Here is a 21,651-nt window from a genome sequence, read left to right on the forward strand (position 1 = left end):
TGAGGAGTGGTTGCCTTGTTACAAGAGATCAGTATTACTAATTTTGCGATTATTCCGGAATTGCATTTGTCTTTCCATAAAGGAATGACAGCTCTAACTGGCGAGACCGGGGCAGGTAAATCGATTATCATTGATGCCCTTGGATTACTGGCTGGTGGTAGAGGCTCCAGTGATTATATTCGCCAAGGAGCCGATAAGTGTATCTTAGAAGGGTTGTTTGAATGGCCAAGTCAAGAAGGATTTACTGAATTGATGGAAGAACTTGGCATCGAATCAGATGGTGATAACTTGATTGTTCGTCGTGATATGGCATTAACGGGTAAAAATGTCTGCCGAGTCAATGGACATATTGTTACGCTGGCAAACCTTAGAAGGATCGGAAGTTATCTAGTTGATATTCAAGGACAAAATGAACACCAGGAGCTATTACAACCAGAAGCCCATTTAAATTTATTGGATCGTTTTGGTGATCGTACTTTTCAACAACAAAAGAAAAAATATCAAAAAGAGTATGCTATCTATCGTGAGCTCGAACGAAAAATGCGGAAAGTCCAACAAAATGAAAAATCATTTGTTCAACGGATCGACATGCTTCATTTTCAACAAGAAGAAATCGCAGCAGCTGATTTACAAGTTGGCGAAGAGGAACAGTTAAGCGAGGAAAGAGAAAAATTAAGCAATTATCAAAAGATCGTGGATAGTTTTGCTAGTGGTTATAGTGCATTGAGTGCGGGAGAACCCAGTAGTGTGGATAACGTTGGTTTAGCTGTTTCTGAACTACAAAGCATTGCTCATCTAGATAATGAATATGAAGCAATCGTTGAGAATGTTCAAAGTGCTTATTATTTACTTCAAGATGCCATTGGTGACATGAGTCGCCAAATCGATCTGCTGGAATTGGATGAAAACCGATTAGAAGAAGTCAATCAACGGCTTGAATTGATTCGTCAGTTGAAACGCAAATATGGGGAGTCAGTGGAAGCAATCCTTGATTATTACGAAGAAATCACTAAAGAACTGGATTCTTCTGATTTCTCAGAAGGTCAACTAGAAAAGATGCAACTGGAATTAACTAAAAAAGAAACGTTCTTGCAAGAACAAGCATTAGCACTGCATAAAACAAGAAAAAAAATCGCTAAAGAACTAGAAAAATCAATCTTAACGGAATTAAAAAGTCTATATATGGAAAACACGGAGTTTGAAGTCCGTTTTTCATCTGAAAAAAATGGACAATTAGATGCTAATGGATTGGACCAAGTGGAATTTTACATAACCACAAATCCTGGAGAACCATTGAAGCCATTAGTAAAAGTTGCCTCGGGTGGGGAACTATCACGTATGTTGTTGGCGTTAAAAACTATTTTTTCTTCAGAACAAGGTGTGACTAGTATCATTTTTGATGAAGTGGATACAGGAGTAAGCGGTCGAGTTGCCCAAGCGATTGCAGATAAGATCTCACAGATCTCATGTCACTCACAAGTTTTGTGTATTACCCATCTACCGCAAGTCGCTGCAGTTGCCGATTTTCAATACTATATTCAAAAAGAAGTCATTGATGGGCGTACCCAAACATCGGTTACCGAACTACAACCCACACAACGAGAAACCGAAATTGCCCGAATGTTAGCTGGAAGTGAAATTACCCCACTAACAGTCGAGCATGCCAAAGAATTATTACGCTTAGCAAGTAAATAGAAAAATAGGTAGAAGCCTGAGCAGTCTAAGAGAAGAGGATATCTTAGAATGAACAGTTATTTGACTCAGAGATGCTACTTGTATGGCAGCAACTAAAACGACACTTGGCTTTCTTATAAAAAACGAACCATTAGCAAGCGAACATTCTTTCCTAGCAAGGTAAAAAACAAGTCCCGCACTTCTTTTTGGGAAGTGCGGGACTTGTTTTTTAAGCCATTCTTACATGACACTCATAACTGCAGTCAAGACAACTGAACCAATCGTTAAGATCAACATGGTCCAAACAACGAATTTAGTGATTTTTGAAAAAGTACTTGTTTGTTTATTCTCGCGCATAATTTTTACCTCGAAATTTTTTAGTTGTCTTTAGTTTAACTCCTTTTACTTTTCTTCACAAGGGGACGGTTACAAAAACTTTCCCTTTTTTAAATAATAAGCAGTAGCGATACTGATAAAAATCATCAGTAGAATAATCCATAAAAACGCATCGTCCCTTCCTGCAATAGGAAGCTTGATATTCATTCCATATAGACTACCAATGATGGTCGGGATCGTTAAGATGATCGTTAGAGAAGTTAAAATTTTCATAATATTGTTTAGATTATTAGAAACAATCGCTGAAAAGGTTTGATTCATTTGTTCAACTAGTTTTAATTGAATTCGAGCGGTAGTGCGTGATTGTTCTGTTTCAATAATCACATCATGGAGATGATTTTTTAAAGCGTGGTTTTCTTGAATCGTTTTGTTTTTTACTAAGGTTTTTAAAGTGGTCAAGTTAGCCGTTGTTGCTTCTTTGAAATAAACCAAGCTTTTTTGGATATCCATGATTTGATACAGTTGACTATTTTCTGTTGAGACACGCAATTGTTTTTCCAAGACATCGCATTGTGATTGTAAGGTGCTGAGATAAGTATTGTAGGAAAAAGTAATTTGCCACAATAATTGCATGAAGATATTTAAGTTGGCTGGTAAATCATTTTCAGTAAAAGCTTGACTAAATACTTTTTTCAAAAAGAGTGGTTCATGATTCGTAATTGTGATAAGCTTTTTTTTAGGTGTCACAATAATAGAAAAAGGGTAAGTATCTACTTGAAAATAGCCGCTTGGGCTTGTTTTTGGAAATGGGTATTGCAATAATAATAACGCTGGTTTTGTTAATTTAGTCTGATTAAATTCTTCTTCTCGTGAATTTTCAGCATCGTCTAAAATAGAAGTAATGTAATCAGACGGAATTTGAAATTGGTGTGTGATTTGCTGAATTTCATCTTCACTTGGACGTTCGACGCAATACCAAATCGTATCTGCTGTTTCTTTTTGAGTATTGACCAATTGTCGATCCTCGATAGAAAAATACTTGATCATTTTTGAACCTCCTAATACGCTCTTTCATCTATTATAACGAATATCAGAATAGAACACAGTGAAAGAGCTTGGAAAATGGGATTGGCTAGGAACAGGAAAAAGGTAGTATTAAAGGAGTGGACTCATACAATTTGGATTAGATCTTTATCTAAGAAGTAAAAATAGTAGAAAACTTTATAAATTTAAAATAAATGAAATAGTTGTGTAAAATACATCAGGTATACTTGAACCAACTATGAAAGGGAGTTTTGTTAGATGGGCACTTTTACGCCACTTGTTTTATTTTGGTATATCTTTCCAGCCATCGTGTTGTTTGGCTGTAATTTTTTAGTGAAAATTTTTTCATTAGATCGTCGTTTTAAAATCAAAGCGCCTGATCTTGCCGTTCCTTTTTTATGGGGAGGGATGCATGCATTGTCACGCAATTCTGCGACAGTTTCCTTCCTGCCTTTCTTTATGATTTCACTTTTGTTGATGGCGATTTGTATCGCTGTATTCCAGGCGTATTACTATGATGAAATTATCTATTCACGTTATCTTAAAATGACTTGGCGTTTAGCTTTCTTGTTAACAAGTGGTTTTTATGTCGTTTTAATCGTCTTAAATCTTCTCTCGTATCTTTGATAAAAAGCCAATCAAGCTGTAAAAAGACTTTTTAAAGACTTTTTGCAGCTTGATTCTTAAAATTTTTTTTACTAATAAAAAAGTTATTCTCTGATTTTCCATAAAAGGTGGTAGAAAGTGGGGGATTGTGGTAGACTAATTTTAGTTAGTGGAGAGATGGGGGTAGTTTCAATGTTCATGGGCGAATTTCGGCATAATATTGATACAAAAGGTCGTATGATCGTACCTTCAAAACTTCGTGAAGAGTTAGGTGAACAATTCGTTCTCACGCGTGGATTAGATGGCTGTCTTTTTGGCTATCCAATGAAAGAGTGGGCGAATTTAGAAACAAAACTGAACGACATGCCTTTAGCGAAAAAAGATGCTCGAACTTTTGTGCGTTTTTTTTACTCGGCGGCCACTGAATGTGAATTAGACAAACAAGGACGGATCAACATTCCCAGTACATTAAGAAACTACGCTGCTTTAACGAAAGAATGTGTTGTCATTGGTGTATCCAATCGAATCGAGATTTGGGATGAGGCACGATGGCAAGAATTTTCTGAAGTGGCAGCAGAAAACTTTGATGAAATTGCTGAAAATATGATTGATTTTGGACTATAAGAATAGGAAGAGGCTGACTAATGACTGAGACATTTCAACACTATACAGTCATGTTGAAAGAAACGGTAGATGGCTTGAACATCAAACCAGATGGCATTTATGTAGACTGTACACTAGGCGGTGCCGGACATAGTGAATATCTTTTGAGCCAATTAAATACAAACGGGCACCTTTATGCATTCGATCAGGATCAAAAAGCCATTGATCATGCAAAAGTACGGTTAGCCCCATACATTGAAAAAGGTATGGTTACTTTTATCAAAGCGAATTTTCGTGAATTAGAAGCAAAGATAAAAGAGCATGTTCCTCAAGTCGATGGTATTTTGTATGATTTAGGCGTATCTTCTCCACAATTAGATGAAGCTGAACGAGGTTTTAGTTATCATCAGGATGCTCCTTTGGATATGCGTATGGATCAATCAGCACCTCTGTCAGCGTATGACGTTGTTAATGAGTATTCCTATAATGAATTAGTAAAAATCTTCTTTCGTTATGGCGAAGAAAAATTTTCTAAACAAATTGCTCGAGAAATTGAACGAGTAAGAAAAATCCATCCGATCCAAACAACTGGTGAATTAGTAGAAATCATTAAAGATGTGATTCCTGCACCAGCAAGAAGAAAAGGTGGACACCCAGCTAAACGAATTTTCCAAGCAATAAGAATTGCAGTAAATGATGAATTAGGTGCAGAAGAAGCTTCATTAGAACAGGCGATTCGGCTATTAAAAATCAATGGAAGAATCAGTGTGATCACCTTCCATTCATTAGAAGATCGAATTGTCAAAAGTATGTTCAAAGAATACAGTACCGTTCAAGATTTACCACCCGGATTACCGGTTGTTCCTGAAGAATTTCAGCCAGAGCTGAAGTTGATTAATCGAAAACCGATTCTTCCATCAGAAGAAGAACTAAGTGAAAATAATCGATCACGTAGTGCAAAATTACGGATTGCTGAAAAAATACGAGTGAAAGAGGAGTAGCGTAATGGCAGAATTAAAAAAAGTCCAAGAATATCCATATGATTTACCAGAAGTGGTTGATCAACCAGAACAACAATTGCCAGATTCAAATCAAGAAATCGTACGCCCTCAATCACCGGCTAAACGCCTAAAACATATTTCTGTTTTAGAAAAATTAGCAGTAGTAAGTATTATTTTTTCAGTGATCGCACTATGTGTCTTAACAGTCATGTTACGAACAAATATTAGTGGTGTCGAAAAAGCAATCACAACGATTCAAACAGAGATCACTCAAAAAAACCAAGAAAAAACTAGTTTAGTACAGGAAAAAAATGAATTATCACGTACTGAACGAATCAAAAAAATCGCAGAAGAAAAAGGGTTGTCAATCAATGACGACAATTTAAGGAAAGTGAAGTAAATGAGTCTTAAAAATAAATTCCGGCGGTTTATGGAAAAGAAAAATCTAAATCCGACGAACAATCGCAAAAAAGTAGGTATCATTTTATTTGCTACGAGTATTGGATTGTTCTTTTTATTTGCCGTTCGTTTTTCTTATATCGTGATCGGTGGTCACGTGGCAGGAACCTCTTTGGCAGAAAAGACCGAACAACTTTACAAAGGGAGCGAGGTCGTAAAAGCAAAACGAGGAACGATCTATGATCGGAATGGGGTCGCTTTGGCAGAAGATGCCACTTCTTACTCAATCAAAGCAATCCTTTCAAAAACTTATACTTCTGGTGACAAAAAATTGTATGCCGAAGAAAAGAACTTTGACAAAATCGCCGAGATACTAAATAAAAATCTCTCTATAGAAAAGAACGATGCCTTACAAATCTTAAAAGATGGCGCCAAAAATAATCTATATCAAGTTGAATTTGGTTCTTATGGAAAAAATATCAGTCAAGAGACCAAACAGAATATAGAAGACGATATGAAGAAAGCAGGAGTAGTCGGTCTGTATTTTGAAGATCATCCCGCACGGATGTATCCTAACGGCGAATTTGCTTCCCACTTTATCGGCTATGCTGTTCCAGATAAAAATGAAAATGGCTTAGTTGGAAAGCTCGGACTAGAAGCTGCTTATAATGATATTTTAAGTGGTAAAAATGGGAAGATCGTTTACCAAAAAGACAACTACCAAAATCCTCTACCAGGAACAGTGGCAGAAGAAGTGAAAGCAGTTGACGGACAAGATATCTATACGACGTTGGATAGTCGTTTACAAAGTTATCTTGAAACGCTTATGGATCAAGTGAATGAAGAATACCAACCAGAAGAATTAACAGCCATGTTGATGAAAGCGAAAACTGGAGAAATTCTAGCAATGGGTCAACGACCTACTTTTAATCCTGAAACGATGGAAGGCTTAACCGGCAAGGATGCTGTTTGGCGTAATTTCTTAGTGCAAGATAGCTATGAGCCTGGTTCAACTATGAAAGTCTTCACGACTGCAGCAGCGATCCAAGAAGGAAAATTCAATGAGAATGAAACGTACCAATCTGGGAAAATAAAAGTTGCTGACGCGACAATCAACGACCACGATTTTGGAGCAAAAGGAGTTCTTACGATGCGACAAGCGTTATCTTGGTCAAGTAATGTTGGGATGGTAATGCTAGAGCAACGAATGGGCGGTACTTGGTACAATTACCTACAAAAATTAGGTTTTGGTCAAAGTACTCATTCAGGTCTAGATGATGAAGTAAATGGTGCTTTGCCAACAGAAAATATCGTTGACCGCGCAATGAGTTCTTATGGGCAAGCGATTGGTGTTACAAATTTCCAAATGATGAAAGCTTTCACTTCCGTCGCAAATAATGGAACGATGATCCAACCACGCTACATCAGTAAAGTTGTAGATCCTGCAACGAATGAAGAGCGTACAACGCAAACGGAAGTATTGGGGCAACCATTTTCAAAAGAAACGACCGAAAAAGTACGAGAATATATGCGTGACGTAGTTGAAAGCGAAAATTATGGTAGTGCATATGGGGTATATAGTGTGCCGGGTTATAATGTTTCAGCTAAAACTGGTACGGCACAGATTGCTTCTGATAAAGGTGGGTACCAAACTGGCGATACAGCATACTTATATTCCATCGTCGAAATGGTTCCATCTGAAGATCCAGAGTATGTTTTATACATTACGATGAAACATCCTAAGACTTACGATCGAATGGCTTTAGCTAAAATTGCTAATCCATTGATGAAACGTGCGATGGACTTCCAAGAAAGTGAAGAAGAAAATTCACCAGAAGCAAAAACAGAAAAAATCACTGTAGCAGATTACCGTAATCTAAGTGCTGACGTTGCCGCAGCAGATGCACAGAAAAGTGGATTGCAACCTATCGTTGTTGGTGATGGGAAAAAAGTGAAGAAACAATCTACTGCAAATGGTGATCAATTGATTTCTGGCGAAAAACTGATCTTGTATACAGGCGGAGAAAAACTAATGCCTGATGTCACCGATTGGTCCAAAGCAGATATTATGAAGTTAGGGAAAATCTTAGGGGTTGAAGTCACCTTCCATGGCGATGGTTACTGTAAGGAGCAAAGTTTAGCACCCTATGAAAAAATCACTGATAAAAAATTAAGTTTTACATTAGAAGAATAAGAATAGAATTGGGAGAGAAAAAGAGTATGGAGTGGACACAAGCATTGATTCCTATCGTTAGTAGTTGTGCAATGACTATTGCAGCAATGCCACTATTTATTGGGTATTTTCAAATGAAAAAACAAGGGCAGGCGATTCGTGAAGAAGGACCAAAATGGCATAATGTAAAAGCCGGAACTCCAACGATGGGTGGATTGGTGTTTTTAGTTGCAGCAATATTAACCGGAATTTGGGTTGGCGCTTGGCAAAATCAGTTGACGCCTACTCTTTTCATCCTACTATTTGTTTTAGCTTTATATGGTGTGATCGGATTTTTAGATGATTTCATTAAAATCTTTAAAAAACGAAACATGGGGCTAAACTCTAAACAAAAACTGCTAGGGCAGATCATTGGCGGGATCATTTTTTATCTTGTCTATCGTTCGGAAGGCTATCCTGGTACGTTAAATTTCTTTGGAATAGAGTTGCCACTTGGACTATTCTATGGGGTATTTGCTATTTTCTGGCTTGTTGGTTTTTCAAACGCGGTTAATCTGACAGATGGGATCGACGGATTAGTTGCTGGACTAGGAACGATCTCTTTTGCAACCTACGGGATCATTGCTTGGCATCAGCAACAATATGATGTCTTAGTTATTTGTTTAAGTGTGCTTGGTGGGTTACTTGGCTTTTTTGCTTATAATCGTAAACCAGCCAAAATATTCATGGGCGATGTTGGTTCTCTGGCATTAGGTGGATTATTGGCAGCAATTTCTATTATGCTAAACCAAGAGTGGACATTGTTATTAGTTGGTTTGATTTATGTTATGGAGACAGCAAGTGTAATGCTTCAAGTTACTTCTTTCAAATTAACAGGAAAACGTATCTTCAAAATGTCTCCTATCCATCATCATTTTGAAATGTGTGGTTGGTCGGAATGGAAGATCGACATCATTTTTTGGTTAGTAAGTATTGTAACTTCTTTAATAACACTATGGTTCATTTGGTAGGAGATGACAGGAAATGAAAAAAATTTCAACATATGAAAACAAAAAAGTCCTTGTTCTTGGATTAGCGAAAAGTGGATTTAGTGCGGCCAAACTGTTACATGAGTTGGGCGCACTTGTCACTGTTAATGACGGAAAGCCGTTTGATGAAAATCCAGAAGCACAAGAGTTGCTATCACTGGGAGTCAAAGTGATTGCTGGAAGCCATCCAATTGAATTATTGGATGAAGAATTTTCTTTGATGGTGAAAAATCCGGGGATTCCGTATAGTCATCCATTTGTTCAAAAAGCACAAGAACTGGGTATTCCGGTAATTACGGAAGTGGAATTAGCTTACGAGGTAGCGGAATGTCCGATTATTGGGATTACAGGAACAAATGGTAAAACAACAACAACAACTATGACAGGCTTGTTATTGAACGCTGGTGATTTGCCAGGAACAGCTCGCCTAGCCGGGAATATCGGTTATCCAGCTAGTAGTGTGGCGCAAGAAGCAACAGCTGACGATAAAATCGTTATGGAACTATCTAGTTTCCAATTGATGGGAATCACTGATTTTCGTCCCCATGTAGCAGTAGTAACCAATATTTATGAGGCTCATATCGATTACCACAAAACGAGAAAAGAATATGTAAAAGCAAAATGGCATTTACAACAGAATATGACAGAGAAAGATTATTTGATTTTGAATTGGAATCAAGAAGAGTTAAGAGAACTCAGCAAAAAGACTAAAGCAACGGTGTTACCTTTTGCGACGGAACAAAAACTACCTAAAGGTGCCTATTCTTTAGATGGTAGTATCTACTATAACCAAGAAAAAATCATGGATATTACAGAATTGGGTGTTCCTGGTTCACACAATGTTGAGAACGCACTAGCTGCCATCTCAGTTGCTAAATTATATGGTATCTCAAATGAAGCGATCAAAAATGCTTTACACCATTTCCATGGAGTACCGCATCGTACACAGTATGTGGGGGAATTCCAAGGAAGGAAGTTTTATAACGATTCAAAAGCAACTAATATTTTAGCTACTAAAATGGCATTAAGTGGTTTTCAGTTAGATCAATTAGTATTAATCGCTGGAGGTCTGGATCGGGGAAATTCATTTGATGAGTTGATACCAGCTTTAAAAGGCATCAAAGCGTTGATCACTTTTGGGGAAACTCAAAATAGATTAGCGGATGCCGGCAAGAAAGCAGGTATCCCTGTGATCAAGGCAGCTGAAAACGCAGAAGCCGCTGTACCGATCGCCCTTGAATTGAGTGAAGAGGGTGATTCGATCTTATTGTCCCCAGCAAATGCAAGTTGGGATCAATACCCTAATTTTGAAATTAGAGGCGAACGGTTTATGGAAGCTGTCAATAAACTAACTATACAAAAGTAGAAACGAGCGAGAATGAATGAAAATTTTGGTTACTGGTGGCGGAACTGGCGGGCATATTTATCCAGCACTAGCCTTCGTCAATTATGTAAAAACAAAAGAGCCGAATACTGAGTTTATGTACGTTGGAGCGCAAAGAGGCTTAGAAAATAAGATTGTTCCTGAGACCGGGATGCCTTTTCGTACGCTAGAAATACAAGGATTTCAGCGGAAACTTTCGCTACATAATCTGAAGACTATCCAACTTTTTTTAAAAAGTATTCGAGAAGCAAAAAAAATTTTAAAAGAATTTAAACCAGATGTGGTGATTGGGACTGGGGGCTACGTGTCGGGTGCAGTAGTCTATGCGGCATCTAAATTAGCGATTCCTACGATCATCCATGAACAAAATAGTGTGCCTGGCATCACCAATAAATTTTTAAGTCGCTATGTGGATCGAATCGCACTTTCTTTTGAAGATGCTGCTCCATTTTTTCCTGCAGAAAAATCGTCTTTGATCGGTAATCCTCGGGCGCAAGAAGTGGCGGATATGGATAAATCGAAAATTTTAGCCACTTATGGACTTGATCCAGAGAAAAAAACAGTCTTGATTTTTGGTGGTAGTCAAGGGGCTTTAAAAATCAATCAGGCAGTGACAGAATTTTTAATGTCGTTCGATCAGGAATACCAGGTTCTCTATGCCTCAGGCGAACGCTATTATAAAGATATCCAAACGAAAGTTCCTGCTTGTGCCAATGTCAGCATACAGCCTTATATCAATAAAATGGCAGAAGTAATGGCATCAAGCGATCTATTGGTTGGTAGAGCAGGTGCGACTTCGATTGCTGAATTAACAGCTTTAGGTTTGCCAGCTATTCTAATTCCAAGTCCTTATGTGACGAATGACCATCAGACAAAAAATGCAATGAGCTTAGTCAAAAACAATGCAGCGAAGATGATCAAAGATGACGAATTAGATGGACGTTCCCTAAAACAAGCGATTGAGGAGATCATGACCAATGATCAATTACAAAAACAAATGTCTTTAGCTTCTAAACAGCAAGGAATCCCAGACGCATCAGAAAGAATGTACGAGCTAGTAAAATCATTAATTCAAAAATAAAGGTGGTGTGGTCTTAGTGAGTAAGAAAAAAAAGCCAGACAAGCTGCCAAATGAATCTGAGGGTGAACAAAATCTAACTCCTTGGCAAAAGGCCAACCGGAAATATTTGGCAGAACACGAAAAAAAGGAAGAACAAAAAGAAGAGCAAAAAGAAGAAAAAAATGAAAATACAAATGAGCTGGCAGCATCCACTTCCGCTACTAAAGAAGCAGACTCAGCGGAAGGTGAGAAGCAAGAAGCAACCGCTTCTGATCCAATGAAAAAAGGGGACTCTGAGCCATTTGAAAAAATTGAACAACCAAAAATTGGTAGTCCTTATAATGGCTCTTTTTTAAATCGGCTACCGAATCTGAAAAATCAACGAAATAAAGTTCTTTATCGAAGACTGACTTTTATTATTTCAATCCTAACGATCCCACTGATTTTTTTGATTTATTATGTTTCCCCTTATAGTCGACTGCAAGGGATAACAGTTTCAGGGAACCAAATGATTACGAGTCAAACAGCCATTGCCGACTCTCATTTGGCAATTGATGGAAATGTTTGGAGTCAGTATTTCCATAAAAACCAATATCTTGATACATTGAAAAAAGAACAACCAAGAGTAGAGAGCGCACAATTGCATTTTAAGTCAATCAATACTTTTGAGTTGGCTATCAAAGAATACAAAGAGATTGCTTTAGTGATGAAGGCCGGCGAATATTTTCCAGTAATCGAAAATGGGAAAGTCTTAAAGGAAAAAGTAGCAAATCCGACTAAGAATTTACCAATTCTAGAGAATTTCACAGATAACGCCAAAATTAGTCAATTGGTTAAAGAATATAATCAATTAACTTCAGAATTACAAAAAGCAATTTCAGAAATCAAATATACACCAAAAGAGAGCAATAAAAATTTGATCCAACTAAATATGAATGATGGGAACCAAGTGATCGTCAATATTCAAAATCTAGCCAGTCAAATGAAATATTATCCACAAGTCGCTAAAGAGATGAAGGAAAAGGGCGTCATTGATATGGAGGTAGGGATTTTCTCTTATCCTTACAGTGAAAGCAAGAAGGAGAATGGCGGAGCAACAGATCCATCTGCGCAGACAAGTTCTACCGAAAATCTCACAGGACAATCGGGAGCATCAAGTGATCAGTCAGACCAATCTTCGGAATCAGTTGAGTCAAATCAAGCAGGTCAGTCAGAGAATACAAGTGAATCTAGCCAAATCGATGACAATTCAAGTTCATCGTCTCCAGATTTAACCGAAAATTAATAAAACAGCTTTAAAAAGTGATAATCTACTTTCTAAAAACCGGTAATTTATGGTAGAATTGAAGGCAGTGAATATATCTATTAAAGTATATTTAAAAACGGACGTTAGTTGTTCGCTTGTATATGGAATAGTAAGTAGGAGGGAATCCCGTTCATGGCAAAAACAGGAATGTATGTAGGCCTTGATATTGGAACGACATCTGTCAAAGTTGTCGTGGCTGAATATATCGACAGCCAAATGAATATTATTGGAGTAGGAAACGCAAAATCAGAAGGGATTAACCGCGGCATTATCGTTGATATCGATAAAACGGTCCAAGCGATACAACGAGCAGTAAGACAAGCAGAAGAAAAAGCAGGGATACAGATCAAAGGGGTTAGTGTTGGTCTACCAGCAAACTTGCTTGAAGTGGAAAATTGCCAAGGAATGATTGCAGTAAACGGGGATTCGAAAGAAATCACCGATGAAGATGTCAGAAACGTGGCTTCAGCTGCCCTTGTTCGTTCAATTCCTCCTGAACGTCAAATCGTATCAATTTTGCCACAAGACTTTACCGTTGATGGATTCGAAGGAATCAAAGATCCTCGTGGAATGATCGGTGTCAGATTAGAAATGTATGGCTTGTTATTTACTGGGCCAAAGACGATTGTTCATAATATCCGTAAATGTGTAGAAAATGCAGGATTGGTTGTCAATGAATTAGTCATTACACCATTAGCTTTAACAGAAACAATCCTTTCAGATGGAGAAAAAGATTTTGGGACGATCGTGATTGATATGGGCGGTGGACAAACGACAACAGCTGTTATGCATGACAAACAATTGAAGTTCACTAGTCTAGATCAAGAAGGTGGAGAGTTCGTCACAAAAGATATCTCGATTGTGTTGAATACGTCATTCAATAATGCTGAAGCGTTAAAAATCAATTATGGGGATGCTTATCCAGAACGTACTTCTGCAAATGAAGAGTTTCCAGTAGATGTGATCGGTCAATCTGAACCTGTCAAAGTGGATGAACGCTATTTATCAGAAGTGATTTCAGCCCGTATGGAACAGATTTTCAATAAAGCCAAAGAAGCGTTAGACCAAATCGAAGCACTAGAGTTACCTGGTGGTATCGTACTAACTGGTGGTGCTGCAAGCCTTCCAGGTGTTGTTGATCTGGCACAAGAGATTTTTGGTGTGAATGTTAAGCTATATGTACCTAACCAAATGGGACTTCGTAATCCAGTCTTTACTAATGTGATCAGCATCGTGGATTACTCAGCTAACTTGAGTGAAGTCTATCAATTGGCTAAAATTGCTGTGACAGGTGAAACAGTGGTCGCGCATCACACAACTGTAGAACAAGAAGTGACATCATATGATAATGATAGCTATGATGTTCCAGAAGAAACGGTCTACGACGAACCTGAACAAAAGAAATCAGACGAAGATGTAACAACTAAAATTAAAGGTTTCTTTTCAAAAATTTTTGATTAATTCATCCTGGGAGGAATAAAATATGGAATTCTCAATTGATAATAATATCAATGACGGCGCAGTAATCAAAGTCATCGGTGTCGGTGGCGGCGGTGGAAATGCTGTTAACCGTATGATTGAAGAAAATGTAAAAGGTGTTGAGTTCATCACTGCCAACACAGATGTCCAAGCATTGAAAAATTCAAAAGCTGAAACAGTTATCCAATTAGGACCTAAATATACACGCGGACTAGGTGCAGGCTCTCAACCAGAAGTTGGTCAAAAAGCTGCCGAAGAAAGTGAACAAGCTTTACGCGAAGCCTTAGATGGCGCTGACATGATTTTCATTACTGCAGGTATGGGAGGCGGAACTGGTACAGGTGCTGCTCCAATCGTAGCAGGAATTGCTAAAGAACTTGGTGCTTTAACTGTCGGTGTCGTAACTCGACCATTCACTTTTGAAGGACCAAAACGTGGCAGATTTGCTGCTGAAGGTATCGCACGTTTGAAAGAAAACGTCGATACATTATTGATTATCTCAAACAACCGTCTTCTTGAAGTAGTTGACAAGAAAACACCAATGTTAGAAGCTTTCCGTGAAGCTGATAATGTATTACGTCAAGGGGTTCAAGGGATCTCAGATTTGATTACAGCCCCAGGTTACGTTAACCTTGACTTTGCTGATGTGAAAACTGTTATGGAAAACCAAGGAACAGCGTTAATGGGTATCGGTGTAGCAAGCGGTGAAGAACGTGTGATCGAAGCGACGAAGAAAGCTATTTCTTCTCCACTTCTTGAAACATCAATCGATGGAGCTGAGCAAGTCTTGCTTAACATCACTGGTGGATTAGACATGACTTTATTTGAAGCTCAAGATGCTTCAGATATCGTAGCAAATGCTGCTACAGGCGATGTTAACATCATTCTAGGTACATCAATCAATGAAGAAATGGGCGATGAAATCCGTGTAACGGTTATTGCAACGGGTATCGACGAATCAAAAAAGGAACGCAAGTCTAGTCGTCCGGCTAGACAAGCACAAATGCAATCATCTACTCAAAAAACAGTTTTAGATATGGATCAAGCAAAACCAATCTCTGCTGAAGAAGAAAATAGCAGTTTTGGTGACTGGGACATCAGACGTGAACAAAATGTCCGTCCTAGAGTTGAAGAAACGAATTTTGAACCTATCGAAAAAAAAGAATTTGATACATTCAATCGTGAAGAAACAAAAGCAAAAGGTGACGATGAATTAAGTACACCACCATTTTTCCGTCGTAAAAAATAAAGGAGGAAGAGCACATGATTGCTGACAACTTGCTAAAAATCGAGCAAGAGATTCAGGACTCGTGTGCTCTTGTTCATCGTGATCCGAAAGAAGTCACACTAGTCGCTGTCACCAAATCAGTGGATTCTGCTACGGCAGAAAAATTGATTGAACAGGGTGTAAAAAACTGCGCAGAAAACCGCGTAGATAAATTGTTACAAAAAAAACAAGATTTAGTTAATTATCCTGATGTAAAGTGGCATTTAATTGGTAATTTGCAGCGTAGAAAGGTAAAATTGATTATAAATGAAATTGATTGCTTTCACGCATTAGACAGTTTGAAATTAGCAGAAGAAATACAAAAAAGGGCAACAAAACCCCTCGATTGTTTTGTGGAAGTGAATGTATCTGGTGAAGCATCCAAACATGGTTTTTCGCCAGAAGAGCTGGTTCCTTTTATCGAATCTTTAGTTGCTTTGTCTAAAATAAAGGTTGTTGGTTTAATGACGATGGCACCTAAAGAGGCTTCTGCTAAACAAATTCGCAAAGTATTTGGAACGCTGAAAGAATTGCGTGATCTTGTTCATTCGAAAGGTTTTTCGCATGCACCATGTACGGAATTAAGCATGGGAATGAGTCAGGACTTTCAACTGGCAATCGAAGAAGGTGCCACATTCATCCGTGTAGGAACAGCGCTATTCAAAGACGAGGAGGAACAATAATGCCACTTTTAAATAGAGGTGCGATTGCTAATTTTTTCGGATTAGCTGATGAGGAAGAGTACGAGGAGTATCCTGAAACATCTAAGCCGGCTGTAGCACAGCCTACAACAAAAAAGAAACCAATACAGCCAACACAATCTCAAATGAGCCAGCCAAGAGCTGTCTCAAAGCCACGTGCGCAACAAACAACACGTCCTGTTGCTCGTGAAAGTGTAGCGGCAAATGAAACAAAAAAAGTGATTGAATTACATCAAACACCAGCTAAAAAAACACGTAAAGAAGAAACAGCAAAAACTTCTTTTACACCTAAAACAAATTTAGCTGGAAAAATTACGGTCATGGAACCACGAGCTTATTCTGAAGCAATGGCTATTGCCAAACGAATCATTGCTGGTGAAGCAACATTAGTAAATTTCCATTTAGTAGAAGAAAAACAAGCGAGAAGAATCGTTGATTTTTTAACTGGCACTGTCTATGCATTAGATGGTGACATTAAGCGAGTAGGTGACGAGATTTTTCTATGCACGCCAACTGGAATGGAAATCGATAGTTCAACAGCACAATCTTTTGCAGACGTGAACCTATTTGACCTATAAGAGGAGGAACGACAATTTATATTATTTTTATATTACTTAATCTGCTGGGACGAGCAGCCTACTTTTACAGTCTTTTGTTAATGGTTTATGCACTTTTATCCTGGTTTCCAGGAGGATATCAATCAGGGATTGGTCGCTTTTTAGCAAAAATCTGTGAACCGTATATCCAGTTATTTGATCGGCTTCCACTTCGATTTGGTGGAATTGATTTTACGATTCTAGCTGCGATCTTGATTTTAAACTTAGCAGTACAAGGTCTTCAACATATCGTTTTATGGATAGTCATGGCAATTTATTAAAACGATCAAAGGAGTAGCTGATAGGAGGGGAAAATATGGACACTAATGTTTATCAGCATTTCCGTGCAGATGAACGTTCTTTCATCGATTCAGTAGGTGATTGGATCGAACAGGTACAAGGGCAATATGCACCTTATCTTACTGACTTTCTTGATCCAAGACAATCCTATATACTAGAGACGCTGATCCGTCAAGATAGTGAATTACACTTTTCATTTTATGGCGGTTATGAGCAAGCAGAACGGAAGCGATGTTTGATTTTTCCTGACTATTATGAGCCTACTGACGAAGATTTTGAGGTGTCACTTTATGAAATCCATTATCCGAGTAAGTTTGCTAGTTTGACTCATGGAAAAGTATTAGGTACATTGGTTGGTACAGGTATCAAACGAGCTTACTTTGGTGATATCATTTCTGATGGTGATCGCTGGCAAGTGTTCATTGCAAGAGAAGTTGAACAGTTTGTAGTAACGCAAGTAACAAAAATCGGCAAAGTATCTGTTCGGATGGAGCCAATCAAGTATACGGAATTACTTGTGCCAAAAGATGGTTGGACACAAGAAAGAGGTACAGTGACTTCATTGAGACTAGACAGCGTGATCTCGGAGATTTATAATATTTCCAGACAGCGTTCGAAGCAGCTGATTGAGTCTGGAAAAGTAAAAGTAAATTGGACAGAAAATACACGCCCTGATTTTTTACTTGAGTTATTAGATATCGTTTCGATCAGAGGATTTGGTCGAATCCAAATTCAAGAACTTGAAGGAAAAACCAAAAAAGAAAAATACAGGGTATTATTTGGTGTATTACGTAAATAAAACAAAAAGGTGGTTTACACATGGCTTTAACTCCATTAGATATCCAAAACAAAACATTCCCCACAAAAATGCGGGGATACAATCAAGACGAAGTAGATGATTTCTTAGATTTAGTTGTTCGTGACTATGAAGAAATCACGCAACGAAACCGTGAACTTGAAAAAGCAGTGAAACATTCAGAAGAAAAATTAGAATATTTCAATGAACTAAAAGATGCATTGAATCAGTCAATCATCGTGGCACAAGACACAGCGGATAAAGTTAAAACAAGTGCAAGTAAAGAGTCCGAAGTAATCGTGACATCTGCTCAAAACAAAGCGGATGAATTAGTGGCTACGGCTGAAAAACGTGCGCACCAATTAACGACAGATGCGGAAGAAAAAGCAAGACAAATCCTAACAGATGCAACTGAAAAAGCAAAACAGCTAGCAGTTGAAACAGAAGACTTAAAGAAAAAAACACGAGTTTTCCACCAACGAATCAGCTTGATGTTAGAATCTCAATTAGAACAAGTAAAAAGTCCAGAATGGGATGAAATTTTACAACCTTTCTCAAGCTATGTGTCAGATAGTCATGAAGTGATCAAAGAAGTTTTAGCAAAACAACTTGACAATGAAAATCAAACTGATGTAAACTCAGACACAGGCATCATGGAAGCACCAATGACTGCATTTGATACACAGGCGATCGATATTTCGATCATTCCTGGTGATGACGAAGAGTAGAACAGAAAAGCATTTTGTCATTCTTTTCAGCGAGCCGATGATAGTGGAAGTTCGGCAAGACCCTGCAAAGTGAAAGATCCTCTACGAAAATTGTTTCTGAAATAGGAGTAAGAAACAACGGTTGACCTCGTTATTGGTTTTTAAGAGTTACATGATCATGTAACTGAATTTGGGTGGTACCACGGCATGTTCGTCCCTTTGGATGAACATGCTTTTTTGTGTTCTTTAAAATGATGAAAGAAGGAGCGTAACTGGTTTATGAAAATGAAAGAAACCTTACAACTAGGTAAAACAAAATTCCCAATGCGTGGTAATTTGCCTAATCGTGAAGCGGATTGGCAAAAAGAATGGGAAGAAAATAAAATTTATCAAAAAAGACAAGAATTAAATGAAGGAAAGCCAAGTTTCATCTTACATGATGGACCTCCTTATGCAAATGGAAATATCCATTTAGGACATTCATTAAATAAAATCAGTAAAGATATCATTATCCGTTCAAAATCAATGTCAGGATTTCGTGCACCTTATGTTCCAGGTTGGGATACTCACGGTTTACCGATTGAACAAGTATTAGCCAATAAAGGGATCAAACGAAAAGAAATGACAATGTCAGAGTACTTAGAAAAATGTCGTGAATATGCCCTTTCACAAGTCGACAAACAACGAGAAGATTTCAAACGACTAGGAGTGGCAGGCGATTGGGAGCATCCATATGTCACGTTGGATCCTTCTTACGAAGCGGCACAAATCCGTGTTTTCGGTAAAATGGCTGAAAAAGGCTATATCTATAAAGGATTGAAACCAATCTATTGGTCTCCGTCAAGTGAATCTTCACTTGCTGAAGCAGAAATCGAATATAAAGATGTGAAGTCTCCTTCTATCTTTGTGGCTTTCAATGTGAAAGATGGCAAAGGGTTGTTAGATGAAGATACAGCTTTCGTTATTTGGACAACTACGCCATGGACATTACCAGCAAACCAAGGGATTGCAGTAAATCCAACTTATACGTACGTTTTAATCGAAGCAGATGGACGTAAATTTGTCGTTGCAAAAGATTTATTAGAAAAAGTTCAAACTGAAATCGGTTGGTCTGATGTTCAGGTGTTGAAAGAGATTGCTGGTCAGGAAATGGAATACATGACTGCTTGGCATCCGTTTTATGAGCGGGAATCATTAGTCATCTTAGGTGACCATGTAACTTTAGACGCTGGTACTGGATTAGTCCATACAGCACCAGGTCACGGGGAAGATGACTATATTGCAGGAAACAGATATAAATTGCCAGTAGTTTCTCCAGTGGATTCAAAAGGGGTTTATACAGAAGAAGCACCAGGATTTGAAGGGGTCTTTTACGACAAAGCGAATCCAATGATTACTGATTTGTTACAAGAAAAAGGTGCTTTATTAAAACTTGACTTCTTTACGCATAGTTATCCTCATGACTGGCGTACGAAAAAACCTGTGATTTATCGTGCTACACCACAATGGTTTGCATCAATCGACGATTTCCGACAAAATATTTTAGAGGAAGTAGAGAAAGTAGATTGGATCATTCCTTGGGGGAAAACACGTCTTTATAATATGATCCGTGATCGTGGCGACTGGGTTATTTCACGTCAACGTGCATGGGGTGTGCCATTGCCAATCTTTTACGCTGAAAATGGGGAAGCAATCATTACGCCGGAAACGATTGAACACGTAGCGCAATTATTTGCTGAACATGGTTCAATCATTTGGTTTGAGAAAGAAGCGAAAGATCTTCTTCCAGAAGGCTTTACGCATCCAGGATCACCGAATGGACAGTTTACGAAAGAGACAGATATCATGGATGTTTGGTTTGATTCAGGTTCTTCTCACGAAGCAGTCTTGCGTCAACGTCCAGAACTATCATTCCCAGCTGATATGTATCTAGAAGGTTCTGATCAATACCGTGGCTGGTTCAATTCAAGTATTACTACAAGTGTGGCAATCAATGGGGTTGCACCGTATAAATCTGTCCTTTCTCAAGGGTTCACTCTGGATGGCGAAGGGCGTAAGATGAGTAAGTCGTTAGGTAACACGATCTTGCCAGATAAAGTGATCAAACAATTTGGTGCGGATATCTTACGTTTGTGGGTAGCTAGTGTTGATTATGAAGCAGATGTACGTGTATCCATGGACATTTTAAGCCAAGTAGCAGAAGTTTACCGCAAAATCAGAAATACGATGCGCTTCTTGATTGCAAATACTGAAGACTTCGATCCACAAAAAGATACGATTTCATTTGAAGAATTACGTTCTGTAGATAAATATATGACTATCCGATTGAACGAAGTGATTAAAGAAATTCGTGAAGAAGGATATGAGAAATATAACTTCATGCACATCTATCGTACCGTAATGAACTTTTTAACAGTAGATCTATCTGCGTTCTATCTGGATTTTGCTAAAGATGTTGTTTATATCGAATCAGAAAATGATTACCAACGCCGTTGCATGCAAACTGTGTTTTATCAAACTGCAGTAGCTTTAACAAAATTATTAACACCGATTATTCCACATACTGCAGAAGAAATTTGGTCTTTCTTAAAAGAAGAAGAAGAGTTTGTTCAATTAAGTGAACTTCCAGGTTACCAAGAGTATCCAAATCAAGAAGAATTGATGGATACTTGGGCAGCATTTATGGACTTCCGTGATAAAGTGTTAAAAGCTTTAGAAGAAGCACGAAACAATAAATTGATCGGTAAATCTTTGGAAGCGAAGTTGACGATCTATCCAAATGAACAAGTTCGTGGATTGCTGACAGCTGTGGATGCGGATATTCCACAATTGTTGATCGTGTCACCAGATTACTATGAAGTGATGTCAGCTAACGCAGAAGTACCAGAAACTGCGGTGAAATTTGATGACGTAGCCATTTTAGTAGAAAAAGCTGACGGACAAACATGCGATCGTTGTCGTCAAATCCGCAAAGACGTAGGCGTTGATGAAAAATTACCACACTTATGTGGACGCTGTGCGCACATCGTTGAAGAAAACTATCCAGAAGCAGTGGCAGAAGGATTTGAATAAAAATTTGGTCATGTTTGGTGACTAAAGGAAAGTTATCTAAAAAACATCAAAGTTAGTAAGAATTACTAGCTTTGATGTTTTTCGTTTTAATAGAGTGATTTCATTATTCATATAGAGCC

At 38.1% G+C, this 21,651-nt stretch carries 20 protein-coding genes and 1 other annotated feature; of the genes, 18 read left to right on the forward strand and 2 right to left on the reverse strand.

The window, feature by feature from the left end; all coding sequences use genetic code 11:
* Window positions 1-15 precede the first annotated feature (15 nt).
* Window positions 16-1,695 (forward strand): DNA repair protein RecN, encoded by a 1,680-nt coding sequence (recN, locus tag IGJ11_RS03510; RefSeq protein ID WP_010719788.1) that lies wholly within the window; start codon window positions 16-18, stop codon window positions 1,693-1,695.
* 219 nt (window positions 1,696-1,914) lie between these two features.
* Here the strand turns inward: recN and IGJ11_RS03515 are convergent, their stop codons facing one another.
* Together IGJ11_RS03515 and IGJ11_RS03520 are read right to left on the reverse strand one after the other, a co-directional pair.
* Entirely contained in the window at window positions 1,915-2,031 is a 117-nt protein-coding gene (locus IGJ11_RS03515) for a DUF4044 domain-containing protein (protein ID WP_010719787.1), read from the reverse strand.
* 69 nt (window positions 2,032-2,100) lie between these two features.
* Window positions 2,101-3,057 (reverse strand): magnesium transporter CorA family protein, encoded by a 957-nt coding sequence (locus IGJ11_RS03520; protein ID WP_010719786.1) that lies wholly within the window; start codon window positions 3,055-3,057, stop codon window positions 2,101-2,103.
* A 255-nt stretch (window positions 3,058-3,312) separates the two neighbouring features.
* Here IGJ11_RS03520 and IGJ11_RS03525 point away from each other — a divergent pair, with 255 nt between their 5' ends.
* The 17 genes from IGJ11_RS03525 (at window position 3,313) to ileS (ending at window position 21,532) form a co-directional block, all read left to right on the forward strand.
* Window positions 3,313-3,681, forward strand: a complete 369-nt coding sequence (locus IGJ11_RS03525; RefSeq protein ID WP_010719785.1) for a DUF3397 domain-containing protein — start codon at window positions 3,313-3,315, stop codon at window positions 3,679-3,681.
* A gap of 171 nt (window positions 3,682-3,852) precedes the next feature.
* Entirely contained in the window at window positions 3,853-4,284 is a 432-nt protein-coding gene (gene mraZ, locus IGJ11_RS03530; RefSeq protein WP_014834189.1) for a division/cell wall cluster transcriptional repressor MraZ, read from the forward strand.
* Between the two features lie 20 nt (window positions 4,285-4,304).
* Entirely contained in the window at window positions 4,305-5,264 is a 960-nt protein-coding gene (rsmH, locus tag IGJ11_RS03535; protein ID WP_053766114.1) for a 16S rRNA (cytosine(1402)-N(4))-methyltransferase RsmH, read from the forward strand.
* A 4-nt stretch (window positions 5,265-5,268) separates the two neighbouring features.
* A complete protein-coding gene (gene ftsL, locus IGJ11_RS03540) occupies window positions 5,269-5,664 on the forward strand; it encodes a cell division protein FtsL (RefSeq protein WP_010719782.1) in 396 nt (131 codons plus the stop codon).
* Window positions 5,665-7,857: a penicillin-binding transpeptidase domain-containing protein gene (locus IGJ11_RS03545; RefSeq protein WP_010719781.1), complete on the forward strand. Its 2,193-nt coding sequence runs from the start codon at window positions 5,665-5,667 to the stop codon at window positions 7,855-7,857. It begins immediately after the preceding gene.
* 26 nt (window positions 7,858-7,883) lie between these two features.
* On the forward strand, window positions 7,884-8,846 hold the full coding sequence (gene mraY / locus IGJ11_RS03550) for a phospho-N-acetylmuramoyl-pentapeptide-transferase (RefSeq protein WP_010719780.1): 963 nt from the start codon (window positions 7,884-7,886) through the stop codon (window positions 8,844-8,846).
* A gap of 13 nt (window positions 8,847-8,859) precedes the next feature.
* Window positions 8,860-10,230: a UDP-N-acetylmuramoyl-L-alanine--D-glutamate ligase gene (gene murD, locus IGJ11_RS03555; RefSeq protein ID WP_034867826.1), complete on the forward strand. Its 1,371-nt coding sequence runs from the start codon at window positions 8,860-8,862 to the stop codon at window positions 10,228-10,230.
* Between the two features lie 16 nt (window positions 10,231-10,246).
* Window positions 10,247-11,329, forward strand: coding sequence for an undecaprenyldiphospho-muramoylpentapeptide beta-N-acetylglucosaminyltransferase (gene murG, locus IGJ11_RS03560; protein ID WP_010738199.1), 1,083 nt, complete (start codon window positions 10,247-10,249; stop codon window positions 11,327-11,329).
* A 16-nt stretch (window positions 11,330-11,345) separates the two neighbouring features.
* Window positions 11,346-12,593: a cell division protein FtsQ/DivIB gene (locus IGJ11_RS03565; protein WP_207433105.1), complete on the forward strand. Its 1,248-nt coding sequence runs from the start codon at window positions 11,346-11,348 to the stop codon at window positions 12,591-12,593.
* A 153-nt stretch (window positions 12,594-12,746) separates the two neighbouring features.
* Window positions 12,747-14,075 carry a cell division protein FtsA gene (ftsA, locus tag IGJ11_RS03570; RefSeq protein ID WP_010719776.1) on the forward strand — a complete coding sequence of 443 codons (1,329 nt, stop codon included), beginning with the start codon at window positions 12,747-12,749 and terminating at the stop codon, window positions 14,073-14,075.
* 22 nt (window positions 14,076-14,097) lie between these two features.
* On the forward strand, window positions 14,098-15,342 hold the full coding sequence (gene ftsZ / locus IGJ11_RS03575) for a cell division protein FtsZ (RefSeq protein WP_088745122.1): 1,245 nt from the start codon (window positions 14,098-14,100) through the stop codon (window positions 15,340-15,342).
* Between the two features lie 14 nt (window positions 15,343-15,356).
* Window positions 15,357-16,043: a YggS family pyridoxal phosphate-dependent enzyme gene (locus IGJ11_RS03580; RefSeq protein WP_010719774.1), complete on the forward strand. Its 687-nt coding sequence runs from the start codon at window positions 15,357-15,359 to the stop codon at window positions 16,041-16,043.
* Window positions 16,043-16,639 carry a cell division protein SepF gene (locus tag IGJ11_RS03585; RefSeq protein WP_010719773.1) on the forward strand — a complete coding sequence of 199 codons (597 nt, stop codon included), beginning with the start codon at window positions 16,043-16,045 and terminating at the stop codon, window positions 16,637-16,639. Before IGJ11_RS03580 ends, IGJ11_RS03585 begins: the two co-directional genes overlap by 1 nt.
* A gap of 29 nt (window positions 16,640-16,668) precedes the next feature.
* A complete protein-coding gene (locus IGJ11_RS03590; protein ID WP_034686156.1) occupies window positions 16,669-16,938 on the forward strand; it encodes a YggT family protein in 270 nt (89 codons plus the stop codon).
* 35 nt (window positions 16,939-16,973) lie between these two features.
* A complete protein-coding gene (locus tag IGJ11_RS03595) occupies window positions 16,974-17,756 on the forward strand; it encodes an RNA-binding protein (protein ID WP_207433108.1) in 783 nt (260 codons plus the stop codon).
* A 20-nt stretch (window positions 17,757-17,776) separates the two neighbouring features.
* Window positions 17,777-18,481, forward strand: coding sequence for a DivIVA domain-containing protein (locus IGJ11_RS03600; RefSeq protein WP_010719771.1), 705 nt, complete (start codon window positions 17,777-17,779; stop codon window positions 18,479-18,481).
* Window positions 18,465-18,682: a binding site (T-box leader), on the forward strand. Its footprint overlaps the gene before it by 17 nt.
* A gap of 57 nt (window positions 18,683-18,739) precedes the next feature.
* Window positions 18,740-21,532, forward strand: coding sequence for an isoleucine--tRNA ligase (gene ileS / locus IGJ11_RS03605; RefSeq protein WP_161651873.1), 2,793 nt, complete (start codon window positions 18,740-18,742; stop codon window positions 21,530-21,532).
* The last annotated feature ends 119 nt before the right edge of the window (window positions 21,533-21,651 follow it).

Source organism: Enterococcus sp. DIV0691 (assembly GCF_051711145.1).
GTDB lineage: Bacteria > Bacillota > Bacilli > Lactobacillales > Enterococcaceae > Enterococcus_B > Enterococcus_B hirae.